Genomic DNA, 24702 nt, shown 5'->3' with positions numbered 1-24702 from the left:
AATGAAGTTCGGCCGTTCCCAGCTTATGGGCGGGCCCCAATAATGCGAGGATTCGCTGCGACGGGACTGGCCGGATCTGCAACATTCACGTCGCGCGCACAACGAATGCATCAACGAAGGGATTGATAGACATGAGTTCCAAAGGCTCCATTCCGGCCGGCCGGCCCGCCGGATACACAGCCACCGCCATCGGTCTGCACTGGCTGATCGCCTTCGGCATCTTCGCCGCGTTCGGCCTGGGCCTCTACATGACCGGGATTCCCGGCCTGACGCCGACCAAGCTGAAGTTGTTCTCGTGGCACAAATGGATCGGCGTGACGATCTTCGTCGTGGCTGTGCTGCGCGTGATCTGGCGCGCCACCCATGCCGCGCCGCCCGTGGCGCCCGGCACGCCGGCCTGGCAGGCCAAGGCTGCTGCTGGCGCGCATCATTTGCTGTACCTGCTGATCCTGATCGTGCCGATTACGGGCTATCTCTACAGCTCTTCGGCGGGCGTGCCCGTGGTGTACCTGGGCCTGTGGAAGCTGCCGCCGCTGATCGAGGCCAGCGACACGCTCAAGCCGATTCTGAAATTTGCCCATATCTGGCTGAATTACCTGATGGCGGCGATCGTCGTCGTCCACGCAGCCGCCGCGATCAAGCACCAGCTGATCGACCGCGATGGCACGCTCGGACGCATGATCCCGTTCCTGCGCTAACCGCTTGATCCATCTATTCGCACTGGAGTCAAAGATGAAACGCATGTCTCGCCCTGGCGTGATGCTCGTGTCGGCCGCACTGGTCACCGCCGGACTGGCCGCCAATATCGGCTGGGCCCAGATCGACACCGCCAAGAGCTCGGTCACCGCAACCGCTCGCCAGATCGGCGTGCCGATGGAAGGCAAGTTCAAGAAGTTCGACGCCACGGTCGACTTCGATCCCGCCAAGCTGGCAACGTCGGCGGCCAAGGTCGAGATCGACGTGTCGAGCTTCGAGATCGGCGACGCGGAAACGACCAAGGAGGTCAAGGGCCGCGAATGGTTCGATGCTGCGAAATTTCCGAAGGCCGTGTTCCAGTCCACCAGCATCAAGGCCGGCGCAGCGGGCAAGTATGACGTTGCCGGCAAGCTGACCATCAAGGGCAAGACCGTGGACGTGGTGGTGCCGGCCTCGTACAAGCAGGACGCCGGCGGCCAGGTCTTCGAAGGCGTGCTGCCGATCAAGCGCACCGTGTTCAACATCGGCGACGGCGAATGGAAAGACACTTCCGTGGTAGCCGACGACGTGCAGATCAAGTTCCGTATCGTTACCCCGGTCAAGAAGGGGTGAGGCGCCAGCGGTCCCCGGACCGCCCGGTTCACCTGAAGTCATCCTTTTTCCGGTTTCATCAGACCTTCCTATCCAACCCCCAGACGGGAGACCTTATATGAAGATGCGCACCCTTTTCGCCGCTGTCGCGGCTGCTTCCGCCACGCTCGCCGCCGGTTCCGCACTGGCCAATGCGTCGACGTACAACATCGATCCGACCCACACCTACCCGAGCTTCGAGGCTGATCATATGGGCGGTTTGTCGACGTGGCGCGGCAAGTTCGAGAAGTCGTCGGGCGTCGTGACGCTGGACCGTGCCGGCAAGACGGGCACCGTGGATATCAAGATCGACGCGTCGTCGATCGATTTCGGCAACGGCAAGCTCAACGAGCACGCAAAGGGCCCCGAAATGTTCGACGTGCAGGCCTTCCCGGAAGCCACGTACAAGGGCAAGTTCTCCAAGTTCAAGGGCGACGTCCCGACCGAAGTCGACGGCGTGCTGACGCTGCACGGCGTGTCGAAGCCGGTCAAGCTGGAAATCCGCGAGTTCAAGTGCATGCAGCACCCGATGCTCAAGCGTGAAGCCTGCGGCGCCGATGCCGTGGCCCAGATCAACCGCGCCGATTTCGGCATCGACTACGGCGTCAAGTACGGCTTCAAGCAGGACGTGAAGCTTGCCATCCAGGTCGAAGCGGTCAAGGCGGACTGAGCCTGCTGCAGTAGCGATGAACGTACAAGGGGACATTTCCGGCCCCATCTGAATGAGCCAGCCGTGTGCTGGCTCATTTTTTTTGGGGATTGCATACCCTACTCAATTACCGCAGGTGCACAGTTGTACGGTTTCGGGCAGCCACAGTACAATGGTTCGCCGCAGTCCCACCCCCGGGACGGCGTTCGCATCGGCCTGCGCCGCTCGAGCCCGTCCCCGCAACAGGTCACGCGCATCGCTATGAGCATTGGCTGCATTCCCTGAGTTGGTTGTCCGCCGCAAGGCCCCTTGCCTGAGCTGTACCCGGCCGGTGCCCATTGGCGCCACGGTGCGCAGCGTTTTTCGGATTTCCCCTGGCGCGATACCGTGTACTCCAAAACCCAAATCGATCCGGTAGTTAGCTTCCGCAACTCGCAGGGCGAGCAGGTGCGGGGCACGATCATCAATCTCCAGCGCAAGTCGCTGGTGATGGAAATCTACAATCCCTATTCCATCGTTCAGGTCAGCGAGGTATTGAGCGAACTGAGCGTGCGCATGGGCGCGAAAAATGCGTACCTGGGCAAGGCCGTGGTCATGAGTCTGGTGAATACCGGCCTGACCGCGGTGGTGTCCCTGACGCTGATCGACGAGTGGCGCGAGCTCACCGACGTCAACGATGCGCCCAAATCGGTGGCGCGCGAGGCTGAGCTGTTCGTGCAGGATTGGGACACACGTTTCAACATCCGGCGCGACTACCAGATCGTGGTCAACGAGATGCGCGCGTATCTCTCGGAAGTCTCCCGATGGGTCGAACAGGTGGACCTGACCGAGTCGCTGCCGAAGCGGGAAGGACGCCTGCGCGAGGACGTGTTCTACGAACTGGCCACGCCGCTGATGGGCAAGGTGAAGGTCTATCTGGACTGGCTCGAGGACGAGGCGCAGCGCGTCGATCCCGAACTGGCGCCGGTCCACCGCACCTATGCGCAGGCCGCGCTGCACCCGCTGCTGCTGCGCGCGCCGTTCGTCTATCGCACGTTCACCAAGCCGCTCGGTTATGCCGGCGATTATGAAATGGTGAACCAGATCCTCAGCGATCCGCAGCAGGGGCCCACCACTTACTTCCAGATCGTCAACACGGCGTTCCTGAAGGCGGCCGTGGCCACCGCGCACCGCAACCGGATCGACCTGCTGGTCGATTTCCTGACGCGCCAGGCCGAACGCGCACGTGCCGAGGGCCGCCCGTTCCGCGTGCTCAACGTCGGCTGCGGCCCCGCGTTCGAGATCCAGCGCTTCGTGCGGGAGTATGCGAATCCGGAGCTGCTGTCGTTCCAGCTCGTGGACTTCAGCGCGGAGACGCTCGAGTACACGCGGGGTTCGATCGAACGGTCCGCCGCGTCGGCCGGGCACAAGGTATCGGTCGAGATGGTGCACCAGTCCGTGCACGACCTGCTCAAGCGTCGCATCACTGCGGACGACCCGAGCGTGCGCGAATTCGACGCGGTGTATTGCGCCGGCCTGTTCGACTATCTCTCCGACAAGGTCTGCTCGCGCCTGCTGTCGTACTTCGCCTCGCGCACGAGGCCGGGCGGTCATCTGCTCGTCACCAACGTCCACTCCGACAACCCCGAGAAGTTCGGGATGGAGCATCTGCTGGAGTGGTACCTGATCTATCGCGACGAGGCCGGTATGGCTTCGCTGTTGCCGGAGAACTCGCATGCCCACCGACTCTATGTCGATGAAACCGGCGTCAATGTCTTCGCCGAAGCCGCTATCCGTTGAGGATTCGGCCGCCCAACCGGCGAAGGCGATGAGTTCGAACCAGCTATACGCCGGATACCAGTCCGAACTGGCCGATTTCCGCCTGGCATTCAGCCGGGGCGGCGCGTACACGGCTATCGTGCTGGTGCTGCTCGGGGTTGGGCTCGACTACGGCCAGTATCCGCAGTGGCAAGTGCCATTCGCTGCGGCGCGCATCGTCGTTTCGCTGCTGATCGCGGGCGTGGTGGTCGCTCTCTACAGCCAGGCTGGCCGCCGTTTCGCGCCGTGGCTCACCATGACGTGGCTGCTGCTGCCGCAGATCATGATCGCCTGGATGATCTCGCAGACCGAAGGCGTCGAATCGCCGTACTACGTCGGGCTGAATCTCGCGATCTTCGCCTCGGGCATCGCCTTGCCGTTCGGGCTGTGGCAAAACTTGGTGTTCGGCATCCTGTCGTATGTGCTTTATGCCGCCGCGTGCCTGCTGCACCCGGGCGGCATCGAGCCCGTGGGGACGTTCATCGTCAACTCGCTGTTCCTGCTGTTTGCCGCGGCAGCGAGTGGCGTGTACACGTTCTTCAATGAACGCGCGCGCTTCATGCTGTTCCGCCTGAAGGCCGAGGTGGCGGACAAGAACGCGGAGCTCGAGGTCATCAATCGCAAGCTGGTCGACATCAAGGGCCAGATGCTTCAGCAGGAGAAGATGGCGGCCATCGGCACGTTGGCGGCCGGCCTGCTGCACGAGGTGAACAATCCGGTCAACTTCTGCCTGATGGCGATCGAAGTGGCCATGGAGGAGCCGGCCGCGAAGTCCGAACCGGGCATCCAGGAGTGTCTGGTCGATGCCAAGCAGGGTATGCAGCGCATCCAGCATATCGTCTCGGACCTCAAGACATTCGCCTACCGCAAGCCGGGCGCCGAGGTGGAAGGCACGCCGTTCCTGTTCGAGAAGGCACTTGATTCGTCACAACGGCTGACTGCGCACGAACTGCGTGGAGTCAAGATGACGCGCGAGATGCCAGACGATACGCTCGTCCTTGGCGACGAGGCCGCGATCATCGGCGTGCTGATCAACCTGTTCTCGAACGCTGCGCTGGCGATGCGCAAGGCGGGCACGCAGAATCCGGCGATCCATACGACGGTGCGGTGGGAGGGCAAACGCCTGCGCGTGACCGTGCGCGACAACGGTCCTGGCATTGCGCAAGAGCATCTCGCCCGCGTGTTCGAACCGTTCTTCACCACACGGGAAGTGGGCCAGGGACTGGGCCTTGGCCTGTCGATCAGCTACGCCGTGATCGAACGTCACGGCGGCGTGCTGTATGCCGAGAGCGAGGTGGGCCAGTGGGCCGCCTTCAGCTTCGACCTGCCGCGTGCGGAGTAAGCCGTGACGACCGATACGAGCCAGCCGCGCGCGACCATTCTCTACGTCGATGACGAGGAGATGGCGTGCAAGTATTTCGCGCGCGCGGCCGGCAGTGAACACGAGGTGCTGTCCGCCACCGGCGCGGATGAGGCGATAGCCATCCTGCGGGAGCATCAGGCGAAGATCTCGGTGCTGGTCACCGACTACCGGATGCCGGGCCGCGATGGTGGCGACCTGCTGCGGCAGGTGGCGCTGGAGTATCCGCAGATCGTGCGGATACTGGTCACGGCCTATGCCGACAAGGACATGCTGCTCGAGACCGTCAATAGCGGCGAAGTCTTCAAGATTCTCGAGAAGCCGATCACCGTGACCGACGTGCGCGAGGTGCTGCGCCTGGCCGGAGAGCGCTATCGCGAGCGCGCGGTGCGTCAGCAACGGCTGATGGCGATCGACGAGACGCTGGCCTTTCTGGCCCATGAACTGAATACGCCGCTGGCGGCGATTGCCAACTTCGCGCGCGGGATCGAGGCGCGCGTGGCTGGCGAGTACAACCAGCAGCGCAATGCCGAGATCGGCCGCGCGGCCGGTGCCATGCATGACAACGCCCAGTACTGCCTTGCGGTGCTGTCGTCGTTCCTGCAGTCCGTGCGCAGCAGCGCGGGCGGTGCCAAGCCGAAGCCGGGTCCAGGCAATGACGTCAGTGCGGGGGCATTGGTGGCATCCCTGCTGGATAGCTATCCCTTTGCCGATAACCAACGTAACTGGGTGCAAGTCGAGTTGCACGACGATTTTCCCGTGCCAACGCTGCCGAACTGCGTGGCGCTGGTGCTGTCGTCGGTCATGAGCAATGCGCTGCGCGCGCTGGCCGATGTGGACAACCCGTCGCTGCGCTTTGTCGTGGTGGCTGGAGATCGTCCGGAAATCCGCATCGCGGACAACGGGCCCGGCATTCCGCCGGAGGTGATGGATCGTCTGCTCGTCGACCCCGTCACCACGCACGCCTCGGCGGGCGGCAGCGGGATGGGCATGATCTTCTGCAACCGCGTCATGCAATCTTTTGGTGGCGGCATCCGGATCGCTTCGGCTTCGGGCGCAGGCACCACCGTAACCCTCGATTTCCCCAATATGAAGACTCGTATGAACAGGAGTGATCGATGAGCGAACCGAATACCACGCAGGCACCCCCGGCAATTCTGTTCGTCGATGACGAGGCCACGGCCGTCAAGTATTTCCAGCGCGCCATTGGCCAGCTTGCCCCGGTGGTAACCGGGGGATCCGTTGAAGAAGGCAAGGCGTTGCTCGACGCCCATGGCGACAGCCTGGCCGTGCTGGTGTCCGACCAACGCATGCCAGGCGAATATGGCAACGAGCTGCTGCGTTACGCGCGCGAGCGCTATCCGCATATCGTACGGATTCTGACCACGGCGTACTCGGAACTCGACCAGACCGTCGAGGCCGTGAACCAGGGCCAGATCCACCGCTACATCAAGAAGCCGTGGGACATTACCGCGCTGCGCATGGAGATGAAGCAGGCGCTGGAGTTGTCCGGCCTGCGCAGGGAGCGTGATCAACTGGTGCGTGAAAAGCTTATGGTGCTGCAGAAGCAGACCGTGGCCACGCGCGTAGGCATGGTCCACGCGATCTGCGCCAGCCTGATCGGCCCGGGGCGTTTCCAGCCGGTGGAGACCTATCTGGCTGGCACATCGCTGGCGGGTGCGCGCAATGCCGAGCCCGACTGGCAGCGTCTGGACTATGCGGATCTGGTCGGCGCGGAAAGCCAGCGCTGCGGTGTATTTGGCCATGCAGTCGGCACTAAGCTGGCGGAGTTGCGCGCGCGCCTGGCTGGTCGTGGCGCTGCTGACGCGACGGCGGTGCTGGCGGAAGTGCTGGGTGCAGCGGTACGCCGTGACGGCGATGTCGTCACCTGGTCTGCGCCGGACGCGCTCGGTGAGTTCGTGGCGAAGCCCGTTGCCGATGCCGTATCCGACGAGCACGCGGCATGGGTGGCGGCGCTGCTGTGGCTGGAAGAGGCTGGTGGGGCGCTGCAACTGCAGCGCGAAGGCGACGCGATCACGGCACGCGCGACAACGCGGACGGAGTCGTTTGCCAAGGACCGGCTGGCCGTGTGGATCGAGCAGCTGACGGAAGCCTAAGCGCACGTGAGCGTAGTGGCTTCCCTCTCCGCAAACGCGGGAGAGGGGGCCTGAACCGATGCCGCGCGGGCCGGCGCGGTCATCGAAGGTCTCTAGCCAAGACGCCGTTTCAAGATGAAGCGAAGCGGTTCTGGCTAGGCGCGGGGCCGCAGAAGGTACAAGTAGTACGGCAAGGCCCCGCAACGACGCCGGAATCGTCTTGAAACGGCTTCCAAAGCCTGTCCCCCTCGCCGGGTGGTCCTGCGCGGACCATGTCGGCGGGCGGAGAAGACTCAGGAGTTGGCAGGTGCCTCGGGCAGCGTGAGAACGCCGAGCGCCTGCAGCTCCTGCAGTTGCGCGTCACTCATATTCAGAAGACTCTGCAATACCGCGCGCGTGCCCTCGCCAAGCGTCGGCGGTGCATTGCGAATCGGCGGGCGCTTTCCGTCCAGACGGTACGGCGGCGCAAACACATGCGTCGTGCCTGCCACCGGATGCGGCATCTCACGCAGCAGCCCACCCCTGCGAGTCCGTTCGCTGGTCAGTGCCTCGTGCAGCCCAGCCACCCTGCCGCACGGGATGCCGCAAGCGGTCATGCGTTCCAGCAGAAGGTCGCGGGGAAACTCATGGATCAGACCTGTGATCAGCGGTGTCAGAGTGACGCGGTTCTTCGCGCGCTCGACGTTCGTGGCGTAGCGCGGATCCTCGACGATATCGGGGCGCTCGATGACCTGGCGGCAGAACTTGTCGAACTGGTTGTTGTTTCCGACCGCGATGATCAGAGGACCATCGGCAGCCTCGAACATGCCATAGGGCACGATGGACGGATGGGCGTTCCCATAGCGTGCCGGGTCGCGCCCCAGCAGCATGGCATCCAGGCCGTAGTAGCCCGTCACCATCACGCCGCAGTCGTACAGCGCCATCTCGATCAGCTGGCCAAGGCCCTTTCGCTCGCGGCGGAAGAGGGCGGCCAGTACGGCTTGCGCCGCATACATGCCGGTCATGAGGTCGACGACCGCGACGCCGAATTTCAGCGGCGGCTGATCGGCCTCGCCATTGAGCGCCATGAGGCCGGCCTCGCCCTGGATGACGAGGTCGTAGCCGGGGCGTTTCGCTTCCGGGCCGCTGGTGTCGTATCCAGAAATGGCGCAGTAGATGAGATCGGGCTTGATGGCCTTGAGCTGCTCGTAGCCCAGGCCCAGCTTCTCGGCGCCGCCCGTCTTGAAGTTGTGGATGACGACGTCGAACTTCGGCAGCAATTCGTAGACGATCTGCACGCCTTCCTTGCTCTGCAGATCCAGCGTGATGGACCGCTTGTTGCGGTTCATGCTGTTGTAGTAGGTTGTCTCCGTCTTGCCGATGCGCATCCCCCAATCACGGGTGTCATCGCCACGGCCGGGATGTTCCACCTTGACCACCTCGGCACCGAAATCGGCCAGGACTTGCCCGCACAACGGACCTGCGAAGACGCGGGACAGGTCAAGTACCCGCACGCCGTCGAGAGGCAGTTCGGTGTCCTTGGATGGTTCAATGGTCTGCTGCATGGCTTGTCTCCTGCCTCCGCCATTCACGCATGCCGTGATGTGGCGGTCATCTGCTTGTGGTTAATCGGACATTCTTGCCCGCATAAATAATTAGAACAATCACAATGGTCATTGACGCAATGTCCAATTTGGCTTGACAGTGCTTAAACCAAGGGCGGGTTTGCTGGCGTATTCGTTACCCCGCGCAGCGCTTTCAGCCAAGGGTACTGATGGGTCTGGCGGTCCCGGATTTCTCGCCAAACGAAAAAGGCACCCGAAGGTGCCTTTTTCTTTCAACCCAAGCGCCGCGTCAAGCTTGCGCGCCGAAGTTCGGGTCATTGCGGTCGGTTGCGTCGCCGCCTTTCTTGTCGCCCTTGACGAGGTCTTCGCGTTTCACGCCGAGCCACATCGCCAGCGCCGCGGCCACGAACACCGACGAGTAGATACCAAACAGAATACCCACCGTCAGGGCCAGGGCGAAGTAGTGCAGCGTCGGGCCGCCGAAGAAGAACATCGACAGCACCATCATTTCGGTCGAGCCGTGAGTGATGATGGTCCGCGACATCGTGCTGGTGATCGCGTGGTCGATGACTTCATGCGTGGACATCTTGCGGTACTTGCGGAAGGCTTCGCGGATCCGGTCGAAAATCACCACGGACTCGTTCACGGAGTAGCCCAGCACCGCCAGGATCGCCGCCAGCACCGAGAGCGAGAACTCCCACTGGAAGAAGGCGAAGAAGCCCAGGATGATCACCACGTCGTGCAGGTTGGCGATGATACCGGCGACCGCGAACTTCCATTCGAAGCGGAACGACAGGTAGATCACGATACCGGCCACCACGCATAGCAGCGCCAACAGGCCGTCCGTGGCCAGTTCCTTGCCCACCTGCGGGCCGACGAACTCCACGCGCTGCAGCTTGACGTCAGGCGAGGCCGCCGTCAGCGCGCCCATGACCTGCTCGCTCTGCTGCGCAGAGGTCACCTGCTTGCCGTCCGGCCCCTTCTGGAGCGGCAGACGGATCATCACATCGCGCGAGGTGCCGAAGTTCTGCACCTGTACATCGGAGTAGCCGAGCTTGCTGACCTGGCCACGAACCTTCTCGAGATCGACGGCCTGCTGGTAGTTGACCTCCATCACCGTGCCGCCGGTGAACTCGATCGACAGGTGCAGGCCCTTGTGCCAGAGGAAGAAAACAGCGGCGGCAAACGTCAGGAAGGACACCACGTTGAAGATCAACGCGTGCTTCATGAACGGAATGTCGCGCTTGATGCGGAAAAATTCCATGATGGGTTCCTGATGTGTCCTGGCTTACTTGGCGACCGGGGTGTCGGTGGTGTCCGGCTTCCAGATCTGACCGATGGCCAGGCCCTGGAGCTTCTTCTTGCGGCCGTACCAAAGGTTGACCAGGCCGCGGTTGAAGAACACCGCCGAGAACATCGAGGTCAGGATGCCCAGGCAGTGCACCACGGCAAAGCCGCGCACCGGGCCCGAGCCAAAGGCCAGCAGCGCCAGGCCAGCGATCAGCGTGGTCACGTTCGAGTCGAGAATCGTGGCCCAGGCACGCTCAAAGCCAATGGCGATCGACATCTGCGGTGATGCGCCCGCGCGCAGTTCCTCGCGGATCCGCTCGTTGATCAGCACGTTCGCGTCGATGGCCATGCCGAGCACCAGCGCGATAGCGGCGATGCCAGGTAGCGTCAGCGTGGCCTGCAGCATCGACAGCACCGCCACCAGCAGCAGCAGGTTCACGCCCAGCGCGATCACGGAGAACACGCCGAACAGCATGTAGTACAGCACCATGAAGACGGCGATTGCGGCGAAGCCGTAGGCCACCGAGTCAAAGCCCTTCTGGATGTTGTCCGCACCCAGCGACGGGCCGATTGTGCGCTCCTCGATGATTTCCATCGGGGCGGCCAGCGAGCCGGCGCGCAGCAGCAGGGCCAGGTCGTTGGCGGCTTCGGTCGAGTAAGAACCGGTGATCTGGAAGCTCGAGCCAAGCTCGGACTGGATCGTCGCCACGGTCAGCACTTCGCCCTTGCCCTTTTCGAACAGGACGATGCCCATCGGCTTGCCAATGTTCTCACGCGACACGTCACGCAGCATGCGGCCGCCCTGGGCATCGAGCTTGATGTTGACGGACGGGCGCTGGTTCTGGTCGAAACCGGCCGAGGCGCTTTCGATGCGGTCGCCGGTGAAGATCACCTGCTTGCGCAGCAGCACCGGGGCACTGTTGCCTTGCGTGAACAGCTCGTCGCCGAACGGCACCGGGTCACCCGGGCGCGGGTTGCGCACATCCGGATCAGCCAGGCGCGCCTCAAGCGTGGCGGTACGGCCGATGATGTCCTTGGCCTTGGCGGTGTCCTGCACGCCCGGCAACTGCACCACAATGCGGTCGGAGCCTTGCTGCTGGATCACCGGCTCTGCCACGCCAAGTTCGTTCACACGATTGTGCAGGGTGGTGATGTTCTGCTTGACGGCGCCGTCCTGGACGGTCTTGCGGGCGGCTTCCGTGAACGTGCCGACGATGTTCGTGCCGTCCATCGTGAAGGCCAGCTCGCGCAGGTTGTCGGCCAGGATGCCGCGCGCGCGTTCCGCGTCGTCGCCATTGCTGAAGCGCACCGTCAGGCGCTCGCCGTCACGGTCAATGCCGCCGTGGCGGATGTTCTTGTCGCGCAGCAGCGTGCGCGCATCGCCGGCCAGGCTGTCGAGCTTCTTGTCGACGGCGCCCTTCATGTCCACCTGCAGCAGGAAGTGCACGCCACCGCGCAGATCCAGACCCAGGTACATGGGCAGCGCGTGCAGCGCGGTCAGCCAGTGCGGCGAACCGGACAACAGGTTCAGCGCCACGACGTAGGTCGCATCGTTCGCGTCGGGATTCAGCGAGCGCGACAGCACGTCCTTGGCCTTGAGCTGCTCGTCAGTGGTGCGGAAGCGCGCCTTGACCGAGCCGGACTGGCCGGACACGTCGAAGAACACCCCATCAGGCTGCAACTGGTTCTGCGCCAGGATCTCCTCGACATGCTTCTGCATGGACAGGTCGACCTTGACCGTGGCCTTGGCCGACGATACCTGGACGGCGGGCGCCTCGCCGAAGAAGTTCGGCAGGGTGTAGGTGATGCCGATGGCCAGAGCCACCAGAATCACGATGTATTTCCAAATCGGATAACGATTCATCGTTGGCCAGTCATTGCGGTTGGCGTGGTCGATAATCGCGCGCATCGCGCGCCGGATCGGCCGGACCGGTTGGCAAACAGCCGCCTGGCAACCCGTAGGAGGGTCCGGACGGGACCCCTGTGCGGATTCAGGCGGCTGCGCAGGGCATGGTCGGAGGCGTCGCGCGCCACGTCCATGCCTGATTCAGGCGGAAAACGTGCCGGATCAGAGCGACTTCAGCGAGCCCTTCGGCAGCACATTGGTCACCGCATTCTTCTGCACGGTGATTTCCGTACCTTCGGCCACTTCCAGGGTCACATAGTTCTCGTTGACCTTGGTGACACGGCCCAGGATGCCGCCTGCCGTCACGACTTCGTCGTTCTTGGCCAGCGCTTCCATCATCGCCTTGGCTTCCTTCTGGCGCTTCATCTGCGGGCGGATCATGATGAACCACAGCACCGCGAACATCAGGATGATCGGCAGAAAGCTCATCAGGCCACCGGCGCCGCCGCCGATACCAGCAGTCTGGGCAAAAGCGTTAGAGATAAACACGTTACTTCTCCGTCACAAAGTTCATTCAGGGAATCGGGCATTCTATCACCCGGTCATTGTCCCGCCTTGGCATTCTAGGGCGAATTGCGGGTTTGTTCGGGGTGCGTTCCGCGTACTTTGCGGAGGATGCGGAAAGCCACCCCGAAGCGGCCGATTTCAGGCCAGCTATTCGACCTTGGCCGCGCCGAAAGTTCTCAGCCGGCCTGGCCAGAGAGACACTCAGCGTGTGCCGCGCGCGCGATTTTCGGCGAACTGGCGGCGGAATGCCTCGAAGCGGTGCTCCTCGATGGCCGTGCGCATCTCGCGCATCAGTTCCAGGTAGTAATAGAGGTTGTGGATCGTGTTCAGGCGCGCACCAAGGATCTCGCCCACACGGTGCAGGTGGTGCAGGTAGGCCCGGGAGAAGTTGCGGCAGGTGTAGCAGCCGCACTGTTCGTCCAGCGGGCGCGGGTCGTTGCGGTGCGCCGCGTTGCGGATCTTCACGTCACCGAAGCGCGTGAACAGCCAGCCGTTGCGGGCGTTGCGGGTCGGCATCACGCAGTCGAACATGTCGACGCCGTGCGCCACGCCGGCCACCAGGTCCTCGGGTGTGCCAACGCCCATCAGATAGTGCGGTTTGTGCGCCGGCAAGCGGGGACCCACGTGCTCCAGCACTCGCATCATGTCTTCCTTCGGCTCACCAACCGACAGGCCGCCGATCGCGTAACCATGGAAGTCCAGCTCCGACAGGCCCGCCAGTGATTCGTCGCGCAGGTCCTCGAACATGCCGCCCTGAACGATGCCGAACAGCGCGTTGGGATTGGCCAGATGGTCGAACTCGTCGCGCGAACGCTTGGCCCAGCGCAGGCTCATCCGCATGGAGCGGGCGGCCTCGTCGTGTGTGGCGGGACGGCCGTCGATCTCGTATGGCGTGCACTCGTCGAACTGCATCACGATGTCCGAGTTCAGCGTGCGCTGGATCTGCATCGAGATCTCGGGCGACAGGAACAGCTTGTCGCCATTGACCGGCGATGCGAACGTGACACCTTCCTCGGTGATCTTGCGCAATTCTCCCAGCGAAAACACCTGAAATCCGCCCGAATCGGTCAGGATCGGCTTGTCCCAGCCGATGAACTTGTGCAGGCCGGCGTGGGTGTCAACGACGTCGAGCCCCGGACGCAGCCACAGGTGGAACGTATTGCCAAGGATGATTTGTGCGCCGATCTCGTTGAGTTCGAGCGGCGACATCGCCTTGACCGACCCGTAGGTGCCCACGGGCATGAAGATCGGCGTTTCCACGACGCCGTGGTTCAGCGTGACGCGGCCACGGCGGGCGTTGCCATCAGTGGTCAGCAGTTCGAAATTGAGCATGGTGTGTTCTCGGGGGCGGTCAGTCGCGGCGGTCGCGGCGGGTGAGCAGCATGGCGTCGCCGTAGCTGAAGAAACGGTAGCGCGCGTCCACGGCATGGCGGTAGGCGTCGCGAATCGCCTCCACGCCGGCCAGCGCGGAGACCAGCATCAGCAGCGTGGACTTGGGCAGATGGAAGTTGGTAATCAGCGCGTCGACGATGCGGAAGGCGTAGCCGGGCGTGATAAAGATGTCGGTATCGCCGCTGCCCGCCTCCAGCGTGCCATCTTCGGCGGCGGCCGATTCCAGCGCGCGCAGCGACGTGGTGCCGACGGCGATCACGCGTCCGCCACGCGCGCGGGTTTCGCGCACGGCATCCGCCAGTTCGGGCGAGATGGCATACCACTCCGAATGCATCTTGTGCTCGGACAGGTTTTCGGTACGCACGGGCTGGAACGTGCCCGCGCCAACGTGCAGCGTCAGGAAGGCGCGGCGGATGCCGGCGGCGTCCAGCCGGGCGAACAGGGCGTCGTCGAAGTGCAATCCGGCGGTGGGCGCGGCCACGGCGCCCGGGTTGCGCGCGTAGACGGTCTGGTAGCGCGTTTCGTCGTAGGCGTCGGGGTCGTGCGTAATGTACGGCGGCAGCGGCAGGCGGCCGAAACGTTCGATCAGGTCGAGCGCGGGCTCGGGAAAGCGCAGGGTGAAGAACTGGTCGACGCGGGGGCCCACGGTCACTGCGAAGGCGTCATCCGCCAGGTGCAGCAGGCTGCCCTCGGCAGGCGTCTTCGACGCGCGCACCTGGGCCAGCACCGTGTGGGTATCGACCACCCGTTCCACCAGCACTTCGATCCGGCCGCCGCTCGGCTTGTGGCCGAAAAAACGGGCCTTGATCACGCGCGTGTCGTTGAACACGAGCAGGTCGTCCGGATTCAGGTATTCAAGGATGTCGCTGAAGGCGCGGTCGACCAGCCGCACCGCCTCGGCGGTGTCCTCCGGGGCGGTCCGCTCCACCACCAGCAGGCGGCTGGCGCTGCGGTCAGGCAGGGCGGACTGCGCGATCAGTTCGGGCGGCAGCGGAAAATCGAAATCGGACAGGGTCAACATGGCTGGATACAACGGCCAAAACCGTGCACGGCGGCAAGCTTTGTGAGCGTGCTACCGCGGTGATCGGTACGGCATGGGTAAAATCGGCGAATCCGACATTGTAAGGCTTGGGCGCCAGGCTTCGCCTGCTTGCCCATGTTGCCGCCCATATTCCCGCGCTGATGCCAGGCTCCGCCACCGAACCGATCGACGAACCCGCCTCCGCCGCCAGGAAACCCGCCAAGGCTGCCGATGCCAAGCCGTCTACGGCCGCGGCGCGGCTGGCCAAGCTCGGCCTGCGACGCAGCGTCGACCTGGTGCTGCACCTGCCGCTCCGCTACGAGGACGAAACCACGCTCGAGCCGATCCGGGACGCGATCCACCGCGCGGGCATTGGCCTGCCAGCGCAGATCGAGGGCGAAGTGATCTCGAACGAGGTGACGTTCCGCCCGCGCCGCCAGCTTGTGGTGAAGGTGGCCGATGAAACCGGCGAACTGACGCTGCGTTTCCTCAATTTCTACGGCAGCCAGACCAAGCAGATGGCCGAAGGCACGCGCCTGCGCGTGCGCGGCGAGATTCGCGGCGGCTTCTTCGGCGCCGAGATGGTCCATCCAACCGTGCGGGCGGTGGCGCCGGGCGAGCCGTTGCCGGACCGCCTGACGCCGGTCTATCCGGCCACCGCCGGGATTTCGCAGGCCTACCTGCGCAAGGCCATCGGCGGGGCGATGCAGCGCACGCCGATGCCGGAAACCCTGCCCCAGGCGGTGCTGCGCGGGCCGTTGGCGCAGTTGAAGCTGCCGCCGCTGATCGATTGCCTGCGCCTGCTGCACAACCCGCCACAGCAGGAAAGCGAGGCCGCGCTGGCCGATCGCTCGCATCCGGCGTGGGTGCGGATCAAGTTCGATGAACTGCTCGCGCAACAGATTTCGCTGCGCCGCTCGCAGGCCGCGCGCAAGGAGAAGAACGCGCCGTCGATGCCGCGTCGTGCGGGGGGCTTGTTGACCAGCTTCCTTGGTGCGCTGCCGTTCCGCCTGACGGGCGCGCAGCAGCGGGTGGTCGAGGAAATCGCCGCCGACATGACCCGTCCGCACCCCATGCATCGTCTGCTTCAGGGCGACGTGGGCAGCGGCAAGACGATCGTGGCCGCGCTGGCCGCGTGCCAGGCGATCGACGCCGGCTATCAGGCCGCGTTGATGGCGCCGACCGAAATCCTGGCCGAGCAGCATTTCCGCAAGCTGTCCGCATGGCTCGAACCGCTTGGCGTGCCTGTGGTCTGGTTGGCGGGCAGTCTGAAGGCGAAGGAGAAGCGCGAGGCCGTGGCGCGCGCCGAATCGGGCGAGGCGAAGCTCGTGATCGGCACCCATGCGCTGATCCAGGACACCGTCCGGTTCGCACGGCTCGGTCTGGCCGTGGTCGACGAGCAGCATCGCTTCGGCGTTGCCCAGCGGCTGGCGCTGCGCGGCAAGGCAGGGGAGGTGGAGCAGCCGGGCGAGCCGGCGCGTCCGGCGGAGGAAAAAGTGGTGCCACACCAGCTCATGATGTCGGCCACACCGATCCCGCGTACGCTGGCGATGACCTACTACGCCGACCTCGATGTGTCGGTGATCGACGAATTGCCGCCCGGCCGAACACCAATCGTGACGCGGCTGGTCAATGACGCGCGCCGCGACGAGGTGATCGAACGCGTGCACCATGCAGCCGCCGAAGGGCGCCAGGTCTACTGGGTGTGTCCGCTGATCGAGGAAAGCGAGGCGCTGCAGCTCCAGACGGCAGTCGAGACGTACGAAACGCTGGTTGCGGCGCTGCCAGATCTGCGTGTCGGGCTGGTTCACGGGCGGCTGCCACCGGCCGAGAAGGCCGCCGTGATGGACGATTTCACCGCCAACCGGCTGCAGGTGCTGGTGGCCACCACCGTGATCGAAGTGGGCGTCGACGTTCCCAATGCATCGCTGATGGTGATCGAACACGCCGAACGTTTCGGGCTGGCGCAACTCCACCAGTTAAGGGGGCGTGTGGGGCGGGGAAGCGCCGAGTCGGTCTGCCTGCTGATGTACCAGGCGCCGCTGTCGCCCACGGCGCGCGAGCGGCTGGCGACGATGCGCGAAACCACCGACGGCTTCGAGATCGCACGGCGCGACCTGCAGATTCGCGGCCCTGGTGAATTCCTGGGTGCTCGGCAGTCGGGCGAAGCGATGCTGCGATTCGCCGACCTCGAAACCGATGCCTGGCTTGTCGACTACGCCCAGGAGGCGGCCGAGCTGATGCTGGAGCGGTACCCGGAAGCGGTGGAGGCGCATCTGTCGCGCTGGCTGGGTGGCCGGGAGCACTTCCTGAAGGCCTGATGTCGTGCCTTCGCCATATTGGAGATGCCTGAAAGTGGCGAATAAATTCCTTTTGTCTGTCGATCTGACAAGGACGGGAATCGAAGCTAAAATCTATCGCCTAACCGGAATTGATTAATCATGACGCTCACCGAACTCAAGTACATCGTCGCCGTGGCGCGCGAGCGCCATTTCGGCCGGGCTGCCGAGGCCTGCTTCGTGTCGCAGCCGACCCTGTCGGTCGCCATCAAGAAGCTGGAGGACGAGCTGACCGTGCAGATCTTCGAGCGGGGCACCTCCGAGGTGTCGGTGACGGCCATCGGCGAGCAGATCGTCGCGCAGGCGCAGCGTGTGCTTGAGCAGACCATGGCGATTCGTGAGATCGCCAAGCAGGGCAAGGACCCGCTGGCCGGGCCGCTGCGTTTGGGCGTGATCTACACGATCGGGCCGTACCTGCTGCCGGCACTGGTCAAGCAGATGATCGAGACCGTGCCGCAGATGCCGCTGATGCTGCAGGAGAACTACACGAACAAGCTGATCGAACTGCTCAAGCAGGGCGAAATCGACTGCGCGATCATGGCCGAGCCGTTCCCGGACTCCGGCCTGACGGTGCGTCCGCTGTATGACGAGCCGTTCGTGGTGGCCGTGCCGCGCGGACACCAGCTTTCCCAGCAGACCAAGGTGGACCCGGACGAACTGAAGCAGCAGACCATGCTGCTGCTCGGCAGCGGCCATTGTTTCCGCGATCACGTGCTGAGCGTGTGTCCGGAACTGTCGCGCTTCTCGCAGGCGGCCGATGGCATCCAGAAGACGTTCGAAGGTTCGTCGCTCGAGACCATCCGCCATATGGTGGCCAGCGGCGTCGGTATCACCGTGCTGCCGCGCACCTCGGTGCCCGATCTCAAGCCGCACAACGACATGCTGTCCTACGTGCCGTTCGCCGAGCCCGTGCCGGACCGCCGCGTGGTGCTGGCCTGGCGCAAGAGCTTCACCCGGCTTCCCGCGATGGAAGCGCTGGCCAACGCGGTGACCGCGTGCGAACTGCCCGGCGTGCGCAGGCTCGGCGACACGGAGACGGTCGAGGCCGTCGCGGCCTGAATCCCATCCCATCCCGGCCCGACCGCCGGGCATATCCCTTCCGCAAGCATAGGTACCGGCTATTCGATATATGAAATTTATCGAATAGCCGAATCAATAGCCTTCAAATACACTTCTTCCATCGGGTCCCGGGAACCCGTCCAGAAACGCGATGGACTACGGAGTGACATCATGGCAATGCTCAATCTTTTCGTATCAGGCTTCCGCCAACTCCGCGCACAAGCGCGCGATGCTGGCCGTGGTGAAGCCTCTCGCCTGCGCCGCAAGGTGGTACGCAAGGAAATCGGCATGGCAATCGTCGCGCTCGGCGCGATGGCGATGTTCCTCGATGCCGCAAGGGGGCTTTCTTCCCTTGTAGCGTAGTCCTGGTGCGATAATGGCCACTGTCCGCCCGCGTCACATTGGGGCGCCGATCCTCGTGGCTTGAACTAAATGGAGCTGAACGACCATGGCAAAGAAGAATGAGATGAGCGTGAACATCGGTATCTCGGACAAGGACCGCAAGAAGATCGCGGAAGGCCTTTGCAAGCTGCTGGCCGATACGTACACCCTCTACCTCAAGACCCACAACTTCCACTGGAACGTGACGGGTCCAATGTTCAACACGCTGCATCTGATGTTCGAGACGCAGTACAACGAGCTGGCGCTGGCCGTGGACGCAATCGCCGAGCGTATCCGCGCACTGGGCTATCCGGCCCCGGGCACCTACAAGGAATACGCCAAGCTGTCCTCGATCGCCGAGGAAGAGGGCGTGCCCGAAGCCACCGACATGATCCGCAAGCTCGTGGAAGGCCAGGAAGCCGTGGTGCGCACCGCGCGCTCGCTGTTCCCGGCGATCGATGCCGCTGGCGACGAACCGTCGGCGGACCTGCTGACCCAGCGCATGCAGACGCACGAGAAGACCGCGTGGATGCTGCGTTCGCTGCTGGCCTGATCCCCGTCATGCCAGTCACCGGTTGCCACGTCGCTTGCGGCAACCGGGCCAACGCGTCACGGCCCAACTGGCCGCGGCGCGTTTTTGTTTGAGTCTTGCCAGAAGTACGCCGCCATGTCCCATCCCTCCACCGCCCCCGCCCACCCGAGCCGTCTGGCGCTGTACGCGCGCCTGGTTCGCATCGACAAGCCGATCGGCACACTGCTGCTGCTATGGCCCACGCTCTGGGCCATGTGGATGGCCGCCGGCGGGCCGCCGGGATGGACCCTGTTCTGGATCTTCTTTGCCGGCACGTTCCTGATGCGTTCGGCCGGTTGTGCCATGAACGACTGGGCCGACCGCGATTTCGACAAGCACGTGAAACGCACGAAGGAGCGGCCGTTGACCGCCGGGCTGATTGCCAGCTGGGAGGCGCTGGCCGTGGCGGCTGTGCTGGCGCTGATCGCGCTGGCGCTGATACTGCCCTTGAATTCGCTGACCAAATGGCTGGCCGTGGTGGCCGCCGTTCTGGCGGGAACCTATCCGTTCTTCAAGCGGTTTTTCGCGATCCCTCAAGCGTACCTGGGCATCGCATTCGGCTTCGGCATCCCGATGGCCTTCGCGGCGATCCAGGATCAGGTGCCGTTCGTGGCCTGGCTGATGCTGCTGGCCAACGTGTTCTGGGCGATTGCCTATGACACCGCATACGCGATGGTCGATCGCGATGACGACCTGCTGCTCGGCATGAAGACGTCGGCGATCACGTTTGGCCGGTTCGACGTGGCCGCGATCATGATCTGCTACGCCGCCTTCCTGGGTTTGATGGCCTGGGCAGGATCGCTGCTCGGACTGGGCTGGCCGTACTATGTCGGCCTGGTGGCAGCCGCGGGGATGGCGGGCTATCACTACACGCTGATTCGCGAGCGCGACCGCATGAAGTGTTTCGCGGCCTTCCGCCACAACAACTGGCTGGGTGCCTGCGTGTTCGCCGGGACGTTCGTGGTGTACCTGCTGAAGTAAAAAACCGGGGCCAGGCCCCGGTTTTTTCTTGGAAGCCTGAAGCAGCTTCCTAGTCCTTCCCGAACTCCGCTCCCATCTCGCGGCCCCGCGCGGCGGCGGCCAGCATGGCGCGAACGAAGGCGTCCTGGATGCCGCTGGCGTCCATCGAGGTCAGCGCGGCATACGTCGTGCCGCCTTTCGACGTGACACGCTCGCGCAGCGTCGATACTGGTTCGGTCGACTCCGCAGCCAGCGCGGCGGCCCCGCGGAACGTTTCGACGGCCAGCTTGCGACCCTGCTCGGAGGACAGGCCCATCTCGGTGGCGGCGCGCTCCATCGCCTCGACGAAATAGAACACGTACGCCGGCCCGCTGCCGGAAATCGCCGTCACGGCGTCGATCTGGTCGTCGCCCTCGACCCACACGCACTGACCAACTGCCTCGGCCACGGCCGTGGCGATGGCGCGGTCGTTGTCGGACAGACCCGGGGCGGCGGCCAGTCCGGTCATCCCCATGCCGGCTAGCGCGGGCGTATTGGGCATCGCGCGGACAAGGCGGTTGGTGCCCAGCCAGCGCTGCATGTCCTGCAGCCGGATGCCAGCCGCCACGCTGATGATCAGGCTGTTCTTCAACTGCGGCGCCAGGGCTCCCACGGCGTCCTTGAACTGCTGCGGCTTGACCGCCAGCACGATCACGTTGCTGGCGCCAAACGCGGCGTCCGGCGCAGCCAGGGTCTGTACGCCAAGCGTCGTGGCCAGGCGTTGGCGGGCGTCTTCGAACGGATCGACCACGCGAATCGCGTTGGCCGGCACGCCACGGGCTACCAGGCCGCCGATCAGGGCCGAGGCCATATTGCCGCCGCCGAGGAAGCCGAAAGTAAGGGAGTCGAGCATCATGGTTCCTGTCTGCCGGCGCGACGCATGTCGGCTGGCGTTGATGAATCTGTTGAGCGTGGAGGGTGTGAAGCGAAGGGCGCCGTCAGCCTCGTGCGCCGAATATCGCGGTGCCGATCCGTACCATCGTGGCGCCCTCGGCGATGGCAGCTGGCATGTCGGCGGACATCCCCATCGAGAGCGTATCCACATCCAGTCCGGACTGTCGCAGTTCCTCGAGCAACCGGCGCAGCGCGGCAAATGGCACGCGCTGGGCGGCCAGGTCCGCTGCCGGCGCGGGAATCGCCATCAGGCCGCGCAATTGCAGGTTCGGCAATGCGGCCACGGCGCGCGCCAGCGGCAGCACTTCCTCGGGAAGCACGCCACTCTTGGTGTCTTCGTTGCTGATATTGACCTGGATGCAGACCTGCAGGGGCGCCAGATTCGCCGGCCGCTGCGCGGACAGCCGCTCCGCGATCTTCAGGCGGTCGATGGCGTGGACCCAGTCGAATTGCTCCGCCACGGGGCGGGTCTTGTTGCTTTGCAGCGGGCCGATGAAGTGCCACGCGATGCGGCTGCGCAGATCGCCCAGCGCGGCGATCTTGTCCAGACCTTCCTGCACGTAGTTCTCGCCAAACGCCGGCTGTCCGGCCTCGAAGGCCTCGCGCACACGATCGGGTGAGACGGTCTTGGAGACGGCCAGCAGGGTCACCCCGGAAGGGTCCCGGTCGGCTTGTTGTGCAGCCGCCGCGATGTCATTCTTCACGGCTTGCAAGTTGGCGGCGATTACAGACATAATCCGGCGAACATACCAAAGAAGTACAACAAAAAGCAGTCTTTTAGGGTGGGGTCATTATAGATGGACATCGCGCAGCTATTGGCTTTTGCGGTCAAGAACAAGGCATCCGATCTCCACCTCTCGGCTGACATGCCGCCGATGGTGCGTATTCACGGGGATATGCGCCGCATCAACGTCGCGGCAATGACGCACAAGGACGTCCACGCCATGGTGTACGACATCATGAGCGACGTTCAGCGCAAGTCTTACGAAGAGCGCCTTGAGGTCGATTTCTCCTTCGAGATCTCTGGTCTGTCCCGTTTCCGGGTCAACGCCTATACCACCCAGCGCGGCGCGGCCGCGGTGTTCCGGACGATTCCGTCGAAGGTCCTGACGCTCGAGGACCTGCGCGCGCCCGCCGTGTTCGCCGATCTGTGCATGAAGCCGCGTGGCCTGGTGCTGGTCACCGGGCCCACGGGCTCTGGCAAGTCGACCACGCTCGCCGCGATGGTCGACCACCGCAACGACAACGACATGGGTCACATCCTCACGGTGGAGGATCCAATCGAATTCGTGCATCAGTCCAAGAAGAGTCTGATCAACCAGCGCGAGCTTGGCCCTCATACCCATTCGTTCGCCAACGCGCTGCGCTCGGCACTGCGCGAGGATCCGGACGTGGTTCTGGTGGGCGAATTGCGTGACCTGGAAACGATCCGCCTGGCGTTGACCGCCGCGGAAACCGGTCACCTGGTTTTCGCCACGCTGCACACGAGTTCGGCCGCCAAGACGATCGACCGTGTGGTCGACGTGTTCCCGCCGGAAGAAAAGGACATGGTGCGAACCATGCTGTCGGAGTCGCTCGAGGCCGTGATCTCGCAGACGCTGCTCAAGACACGCGACGGCAACGGTCGGACGGCGGCGCATGAAATCATGATCGCCACGCCTGCGATTCGCCACCTGATCCGCGAAAACAAGATCGCGCAGATGTACTCGATGATGCAGACGTCGAGCGGCCTGGGCATGCAGACGCTGGACCAGTGCCTGAGCGACCTGATCAAGCGGGGCATGATCAACTACAGCGACGCGCGGGCGATTGCGAAGAATCCCGACGCCTTCATGGGTTAAGGGGGAAGGGAATGACCATGCTCGACCGCGAATCCGCTGCAAAGTACATCAACGAAATGCTGGGGCTGATGGTCAAGAACCGTGGCTCCGATCTGTTCATCACCGCGGAGTTTCCTCCGGCCGTCAAGGTCGACGGGAAGATCACGCCGGTCTCCCAGCAGCCGTTGAACCCGACCCACGCGCTTACCCTGGTGTGTTCGATCATGAACGAGCGCCAGACCAAGGAGTTCGAGGACACCCGCGAATGCAATTTCGCGATCGCCGTGCCGGACGTCGGACGTTTCCGTGTCTCGGCCTTCATCCAGCAAGGCCGCGCGGGCATGGTGCTGCGGACCATCAACACGCGCATTCCCTCGGTCGAAGACCTGGACCTGCCGCCGGCGCTGCATGAGATCGTGATGTCCAAGCGCGGTCTGGTGATCGTCACCGGCGCCACTGGCTCGGGCAAGTCGACCTCGCTGGCGGCCATGCTCGACCACCGCAACGCGCATTCGTACGGCCACATCATCACGATCGAGGACCCGATCGAATACGTCCACGCGCATCAGAACTGCATCGTCACGCAGCGCGAGGTGGGGATCGACACCGAGTCGTGGCACATCGCGCTCAAGAACACGCTGCGTCAGGCGCCGGACGTGATCCTGATCGGCGAAATCCGCGATCGCGACACGATGGAATACGCGATGCAGTACGCGGAAACGGGCCACCTTTGCCTGGCTACGCTGCACGCGAACAACGCCAATCAGGCGATCGACCGTATCGTCAACTTCTTCCCGGAGGAAAAGCGCCAGCAGCTTCTGATCGACCTGTCGCTGAACCTGAAGGCGATGATTTCGCAGCGCCTGCTGCCACGCGCCGGCCGCAAGGGCCGCGTGCCGGCAGTGGAGATCATGATCGGCACGCCGCTAGTGGCGGACCTGATCTTCAAGGGCGAGATCCACGAGCTCAAGGAAGTCATCAAGAAGTCGCGCGAGCAGGGCATGGTCTCGTTCGACCAGGCGCTGTTCGAACTCTACGAGACGGAGAAGATCACGTACGAAGACGCGCTCAAGAACGCTGACTCGCTCAACGATCTGCGCCTGATGATCAAACTCCACAGCAAGCGCCATCGCGACAACGATCTTGGCGCCGGCACCGAACACCTGAACGTGATCTGAGCGGACGCGGTATTCTCACGGCCTGTACTGCCCCCATACACCGCAGGAGACCACGATGAGCAATGTGTACCAGTTCGAAGCCAACTCGCTGTCCGGTCAGCCCCAGCCGCTGGCCGACTACCGCGGCAAGGTGCTGCTGATCGTCAACACCGCGAGCGAATGTGGCTTCACGCCGCAATACGCGGGCCTGCAGACGCTGCAGGCGTCCTATCAGGCGCGCGGCTTCGACGTGCTCGGCTTTCCGTGCAATCAGTTTGGCAAGCAGGAGCCGGGTGACGCCGAGCAGATCGGCGCGTTTTGCGAATCCCGCTTTCATGTCACGTTCCCGATGTTCGAGAAAATCGACGTGAACGGCGCGGACGCGCATCCGCTCTACAAGTGGCTGACGTCGGAGAAGCGGGGGGTCCTCGGTACTCAGGCGATCAAGTGGAATTTCACCAAATTCCTGCTACGCCGCGACGGTACCGTCTTCAAGCGTTACGCGCCCACGACCAAGCCCGAGGAAATCCGCGCGGATATCGAGTCGTTGCTCGCCGAACAGCCGGCGTGAGATAAGCCGGCGGGCTCCGTGCT

The 24702-nt window shown here is 63.9% G+C and carries 23 protein-coding genes; 15 read left to right on the top strand and 8 right to left on the bottom strand.

Annotation, left to right across the window (positions count from 1 at the left end):
- Positions 1-131: 131 nt before the first annotated feature.
- The 7 genes from K6G35_RS13425 (at position 132) to K6G35_RS13395 (ending at position 7249) form a co-directional block, all read left to right on the top strand.
- Positions 132-698 (top strand): cytochrome b, encoded by a 567-nt coding sequence (locus K6G35_RS13425; RefSeq protein ID WP_008641902.1) that lies wholly within the window; start codon positions 132-134, stop codon positions 696-698.
- 34 nt (positions 699-732) lie between these two features.
- On the top strand, positions 733-1308 hold the full coding sequence (locus K6G35_RS13420) for a YceI family protein (protein ID WP_008641904.1): 576 nt from the start codon (positions 733-735) through the stop codon (positions 1306-1308).
- Positions 1309-1405: 97 nt separating this feature from the next.
- A complete protein-coding gene (locus K6G35_RS13415; protein ID WP_008641905.1) occupies positions 1406-1996 on the top strand; it encodes a YceI family protein in 591 nt (196 codons plus the stop codon).
- Between the two features lie 366 nt (positions 1997-2362).
- Positions 2363-3754 carry a class I SAM-dependent methyltransferase gene (locus K6G35_RS13410; RefSeq protein WP_008641906.1) on the top strand — a complete coding sequence of 464 codons (1392 nt, stop codon included), beginning with the start codon at positions 2363-2365 and terminating at the stop codon, positions 3752-3754.
- Between the two features lie 28 nt (positions 3755-3782).
- On the top strand, positions 3783-5114 hold the full coding sequence (locus K6G35_RS13405; protein ID WP_495676352.1) for a sensor histidine kinase: 1332 nt from the start codon (positions 3783-3785) through the stop codon (positions 5112-5114).
- 60 nt (positions 5115-5174) lie between these two features.
- Positions 5175-6254, top strand: coding sequence for a hybrid sensor histidine kinase/response regulator (locus K6G35_RS13400; protein ID WP_234707110.1), 1080 nt, complete (start codon positions 5175-5177; stop codon positions 6252-6254).
- A complete protein-coding gene (locus K6G35_RS13395; RefSeq protein WP_186424755.1) occupies positions 6251-7249 on the top strand; it encodes a response regulator in 999 nt (332 codons plus the stop codon). Before K6G35_RS13400 ends, K6G35_RS13395 begins: the two co-directional genes overlap by 4 nt.
- Before the next feature lie 272 nt (positions 7250-7521).
- On the opposite strand, the gene K6G35_RS13390 is transcribed toward K6G35_RS13395, so the two are convergent.
- The 6 genes from K6G35_RS13390 to queA all read right to left on the bottom strand — a co-directional run bounded on the left by K6G35_RS13390 (position 7522) and on the right by queA (position 14888).
- Positions 7522-8772 (bottom strand): CaiB/BaiF CoA transferase family protein, encoded by a 1251-nt coding sequence (locus K6G35_RS13390; RefSeq protein ID WP_186424756.1) that lies wholly within the window; start codon positions 8770-8772, stop codon positions 7522-7524.
- 289 nt (positions 8773-9061) lie between these two features.
- On the bottom strand, positions 9062-10036 hold the full coding sequence (gene secF, locus K6G35_RS13385) for a protein translocase subunit SecF (RefSeq protein WP_008641917.1): 975 nt from the start codon (positions 10034-10036) through the stop codon (positions 9062-9064).
- A gap of 24 nt (positions 10037-10060) precedes the next feature.
- Positions 10061-11926 (bottom strand): protein translocase subunit SecD, encoded by a 1866-nt coding sequence (gene secD, locus K6G35_RS13380; protein ID WP_035884672.1) that lies wholly within the window; start codon positions 11924-11926, stop codon positions 10061-10063.
- A 204-nt stretch (positions 11927-12130) separates the two neighbouring features.
- Positions 12131-12457 (bottom strand): preprotein translocase subunit YajC, encoded by a 327-nt coding sequence (gene yajC / locus K6G35_RS13375; protein WP_008641919.1) that lies wholly within the window; start codon positions 12455-12457, stop codon positions 12131-12133.
- 219 nt (positions 12458-12676) lie between these two features.
- Entirely contained in the window at positions 12677-13807 is a 1131-nt protein-coding gene (gene tgt / locus K6G35_RS13370) for a tRNA guanosine(34) transglycosylase Tgt (protein ID WP_008641921.1), read from the bottom strand.
- A gap of 19 nt (positions 13808-13826) precedes the next feature.
- Complete coding sequence (queA, locus tag K6G35_RS13365) at positions 13827-14888, bottom strand: tRNA preQ1(34) S-adenosylmethionine ribosyltransferase-isomerase QueA (RefSeq protein ID WP_008641922.1); 1062 nt, start codon at positions 14886-14888, stop codon at positions 13827-13829.
- 161 nt (positions 14889-15049) lie between these two features.
- Here queA and recG point away from each other — a divergent pair, with 161 nt between their 5' ends.
- The 5 genes from recG (at position 15050) to ubiA (ending at position 20219) form a co-directional block, all read left to right on the top strand.
- Positions 15050-17209 (top strand): ATP-dependent DNA helicase RecG, encoded by a 2160-nt coding sequence (recG, locus tag K6G35_RS13360; protein ID WP_495676351.1) that lies wholly within the window; start codon positions 15050-15052, stop codon positions 17207-17209.
- Between the two features lie 120 nt (positions 17210-17329).
- Positions 17330-18286: a LysR substrate-binding domain-containing protein gene (locus K6G35_RS13355; RefSeq protein ID WP_008641927.1), complete on the top strand. Its 957-nt coding sequence runs from the start codon at positions 17330-17332 to the stop codon at positions 18284-18286.
- A gap of 171 nt (positions 18287-18457) precedes the next feature.
- Positions 18458-18649 (top strand): hypothetical protein, encoded by a 192-nt coding sequence (locus tag K6G35_RS13350; protein WP_008641929.1) that lies wholly within the window; start codon positions 18458-18460, stop codon positions 18647-18649.
- An 85-nt stretch (positions 18650-18734) separates the two neighbouring features.
- Entirely contained in the window at positions 18735-19220 is a 486-nt protein-coding gene (locus tag K6G35_RS13345; protein WP_495675824.1) for a Dps family protein, read from the top strand.
- A 114-nt stretch (positions 19221-19334) separates the two neighbouring features.
- Positions 19335-20219: a 4-hydroxybenzoate octaprenyltransferase gene (gene ubiA, locus K6G35_RS13340; RefSeq protein WP_495675823.1), complete on the top strand. Its 885-nt coding sequence runs from the start codon at positions 19335-19337 to the stop codon at positions 20217-20219.
- A gap of 49 nt (positions 20220-20268) precedes the next feature.
- Here the strand turns inward: ubiA and proC are convergent, their stop codons facing one another.
- Positions 20269-21090, bottom strand: coding sequence for a pyrroline-5-carboxylate reductase (proC, locus tag K6G35_RS13335; protein ID WP_035884655.1), 822 nt, complete (start codon positions 21088-21090; stop codon positions 20269-20271).
- A gap of 85 nt (positions 21091-21175) precedes the next feature.
- Positions 21176-21865, bottom strand: a complete 690-nt coding sequence (locus K6G35_RS13330) for a YggS family pyridoxal phosphate-dependent enzyme (protein ID WP_035884656.1) — start codon at positions 21863-21865, stop codon at positions 21176-21178.
- Between the two features lie 63 nt (positions 21866-21928).
- Here K6G35_RS13330 and K6G35_RS13325 point away from each other — a divergent pair, with 63 nt between their 5' ends.
- Genes K6G35_RS13325 through K6G35_RS13315 form a run of 3 tightly spaced genes read left to right on the top strand, consistent with a single transcriptional unit; the run spans position 21929 to position 24679 of the window.
- Complete coding sequence (locus K6G35_RS13325; RefSeq protein WP_008641940.1) at positions 21929-22972, top strand: type IV pilus twitching motility protein PilT; 1044 nt, start codon at positions 21929-21931, stop codon at positions 22970-22972.
- A gap of 17 nt (positions 22973-22989) precedes the next feature.
- A complete protein-coding gene (locus tag K6G35_RS13320; RefSeq protein ID WP_495676350.1) occupies positions 22990-24129 on the top strand; it encodes a PilT/PilU family type 4a pilus ATPase in 1140 nt (379 codons plus the stop codon).
- 55 nt (positions 24130-24184) lie between these two features.
- Complete coding sequence (locus K6G35_RS13315; RefSeq protein ID WP_495675822.1) at positions 24185-24679, top strand: glutathione peroxidase; 495 nt, start codon at positions 24185-24187, stop codon at positions 24677-24679.
- The last annotated feature ends 23 nt before the right edge of the window (positions 24680-24702 follow it).

The sequence above is a fragment of the Cupriavidus sp. HY129 genome (genome assembly GCF_059492215.1).
Note: the sequence above shows the minus strand (reverse complement) of the source record. Positions and strands in the feature narration are given on the sequence as shown.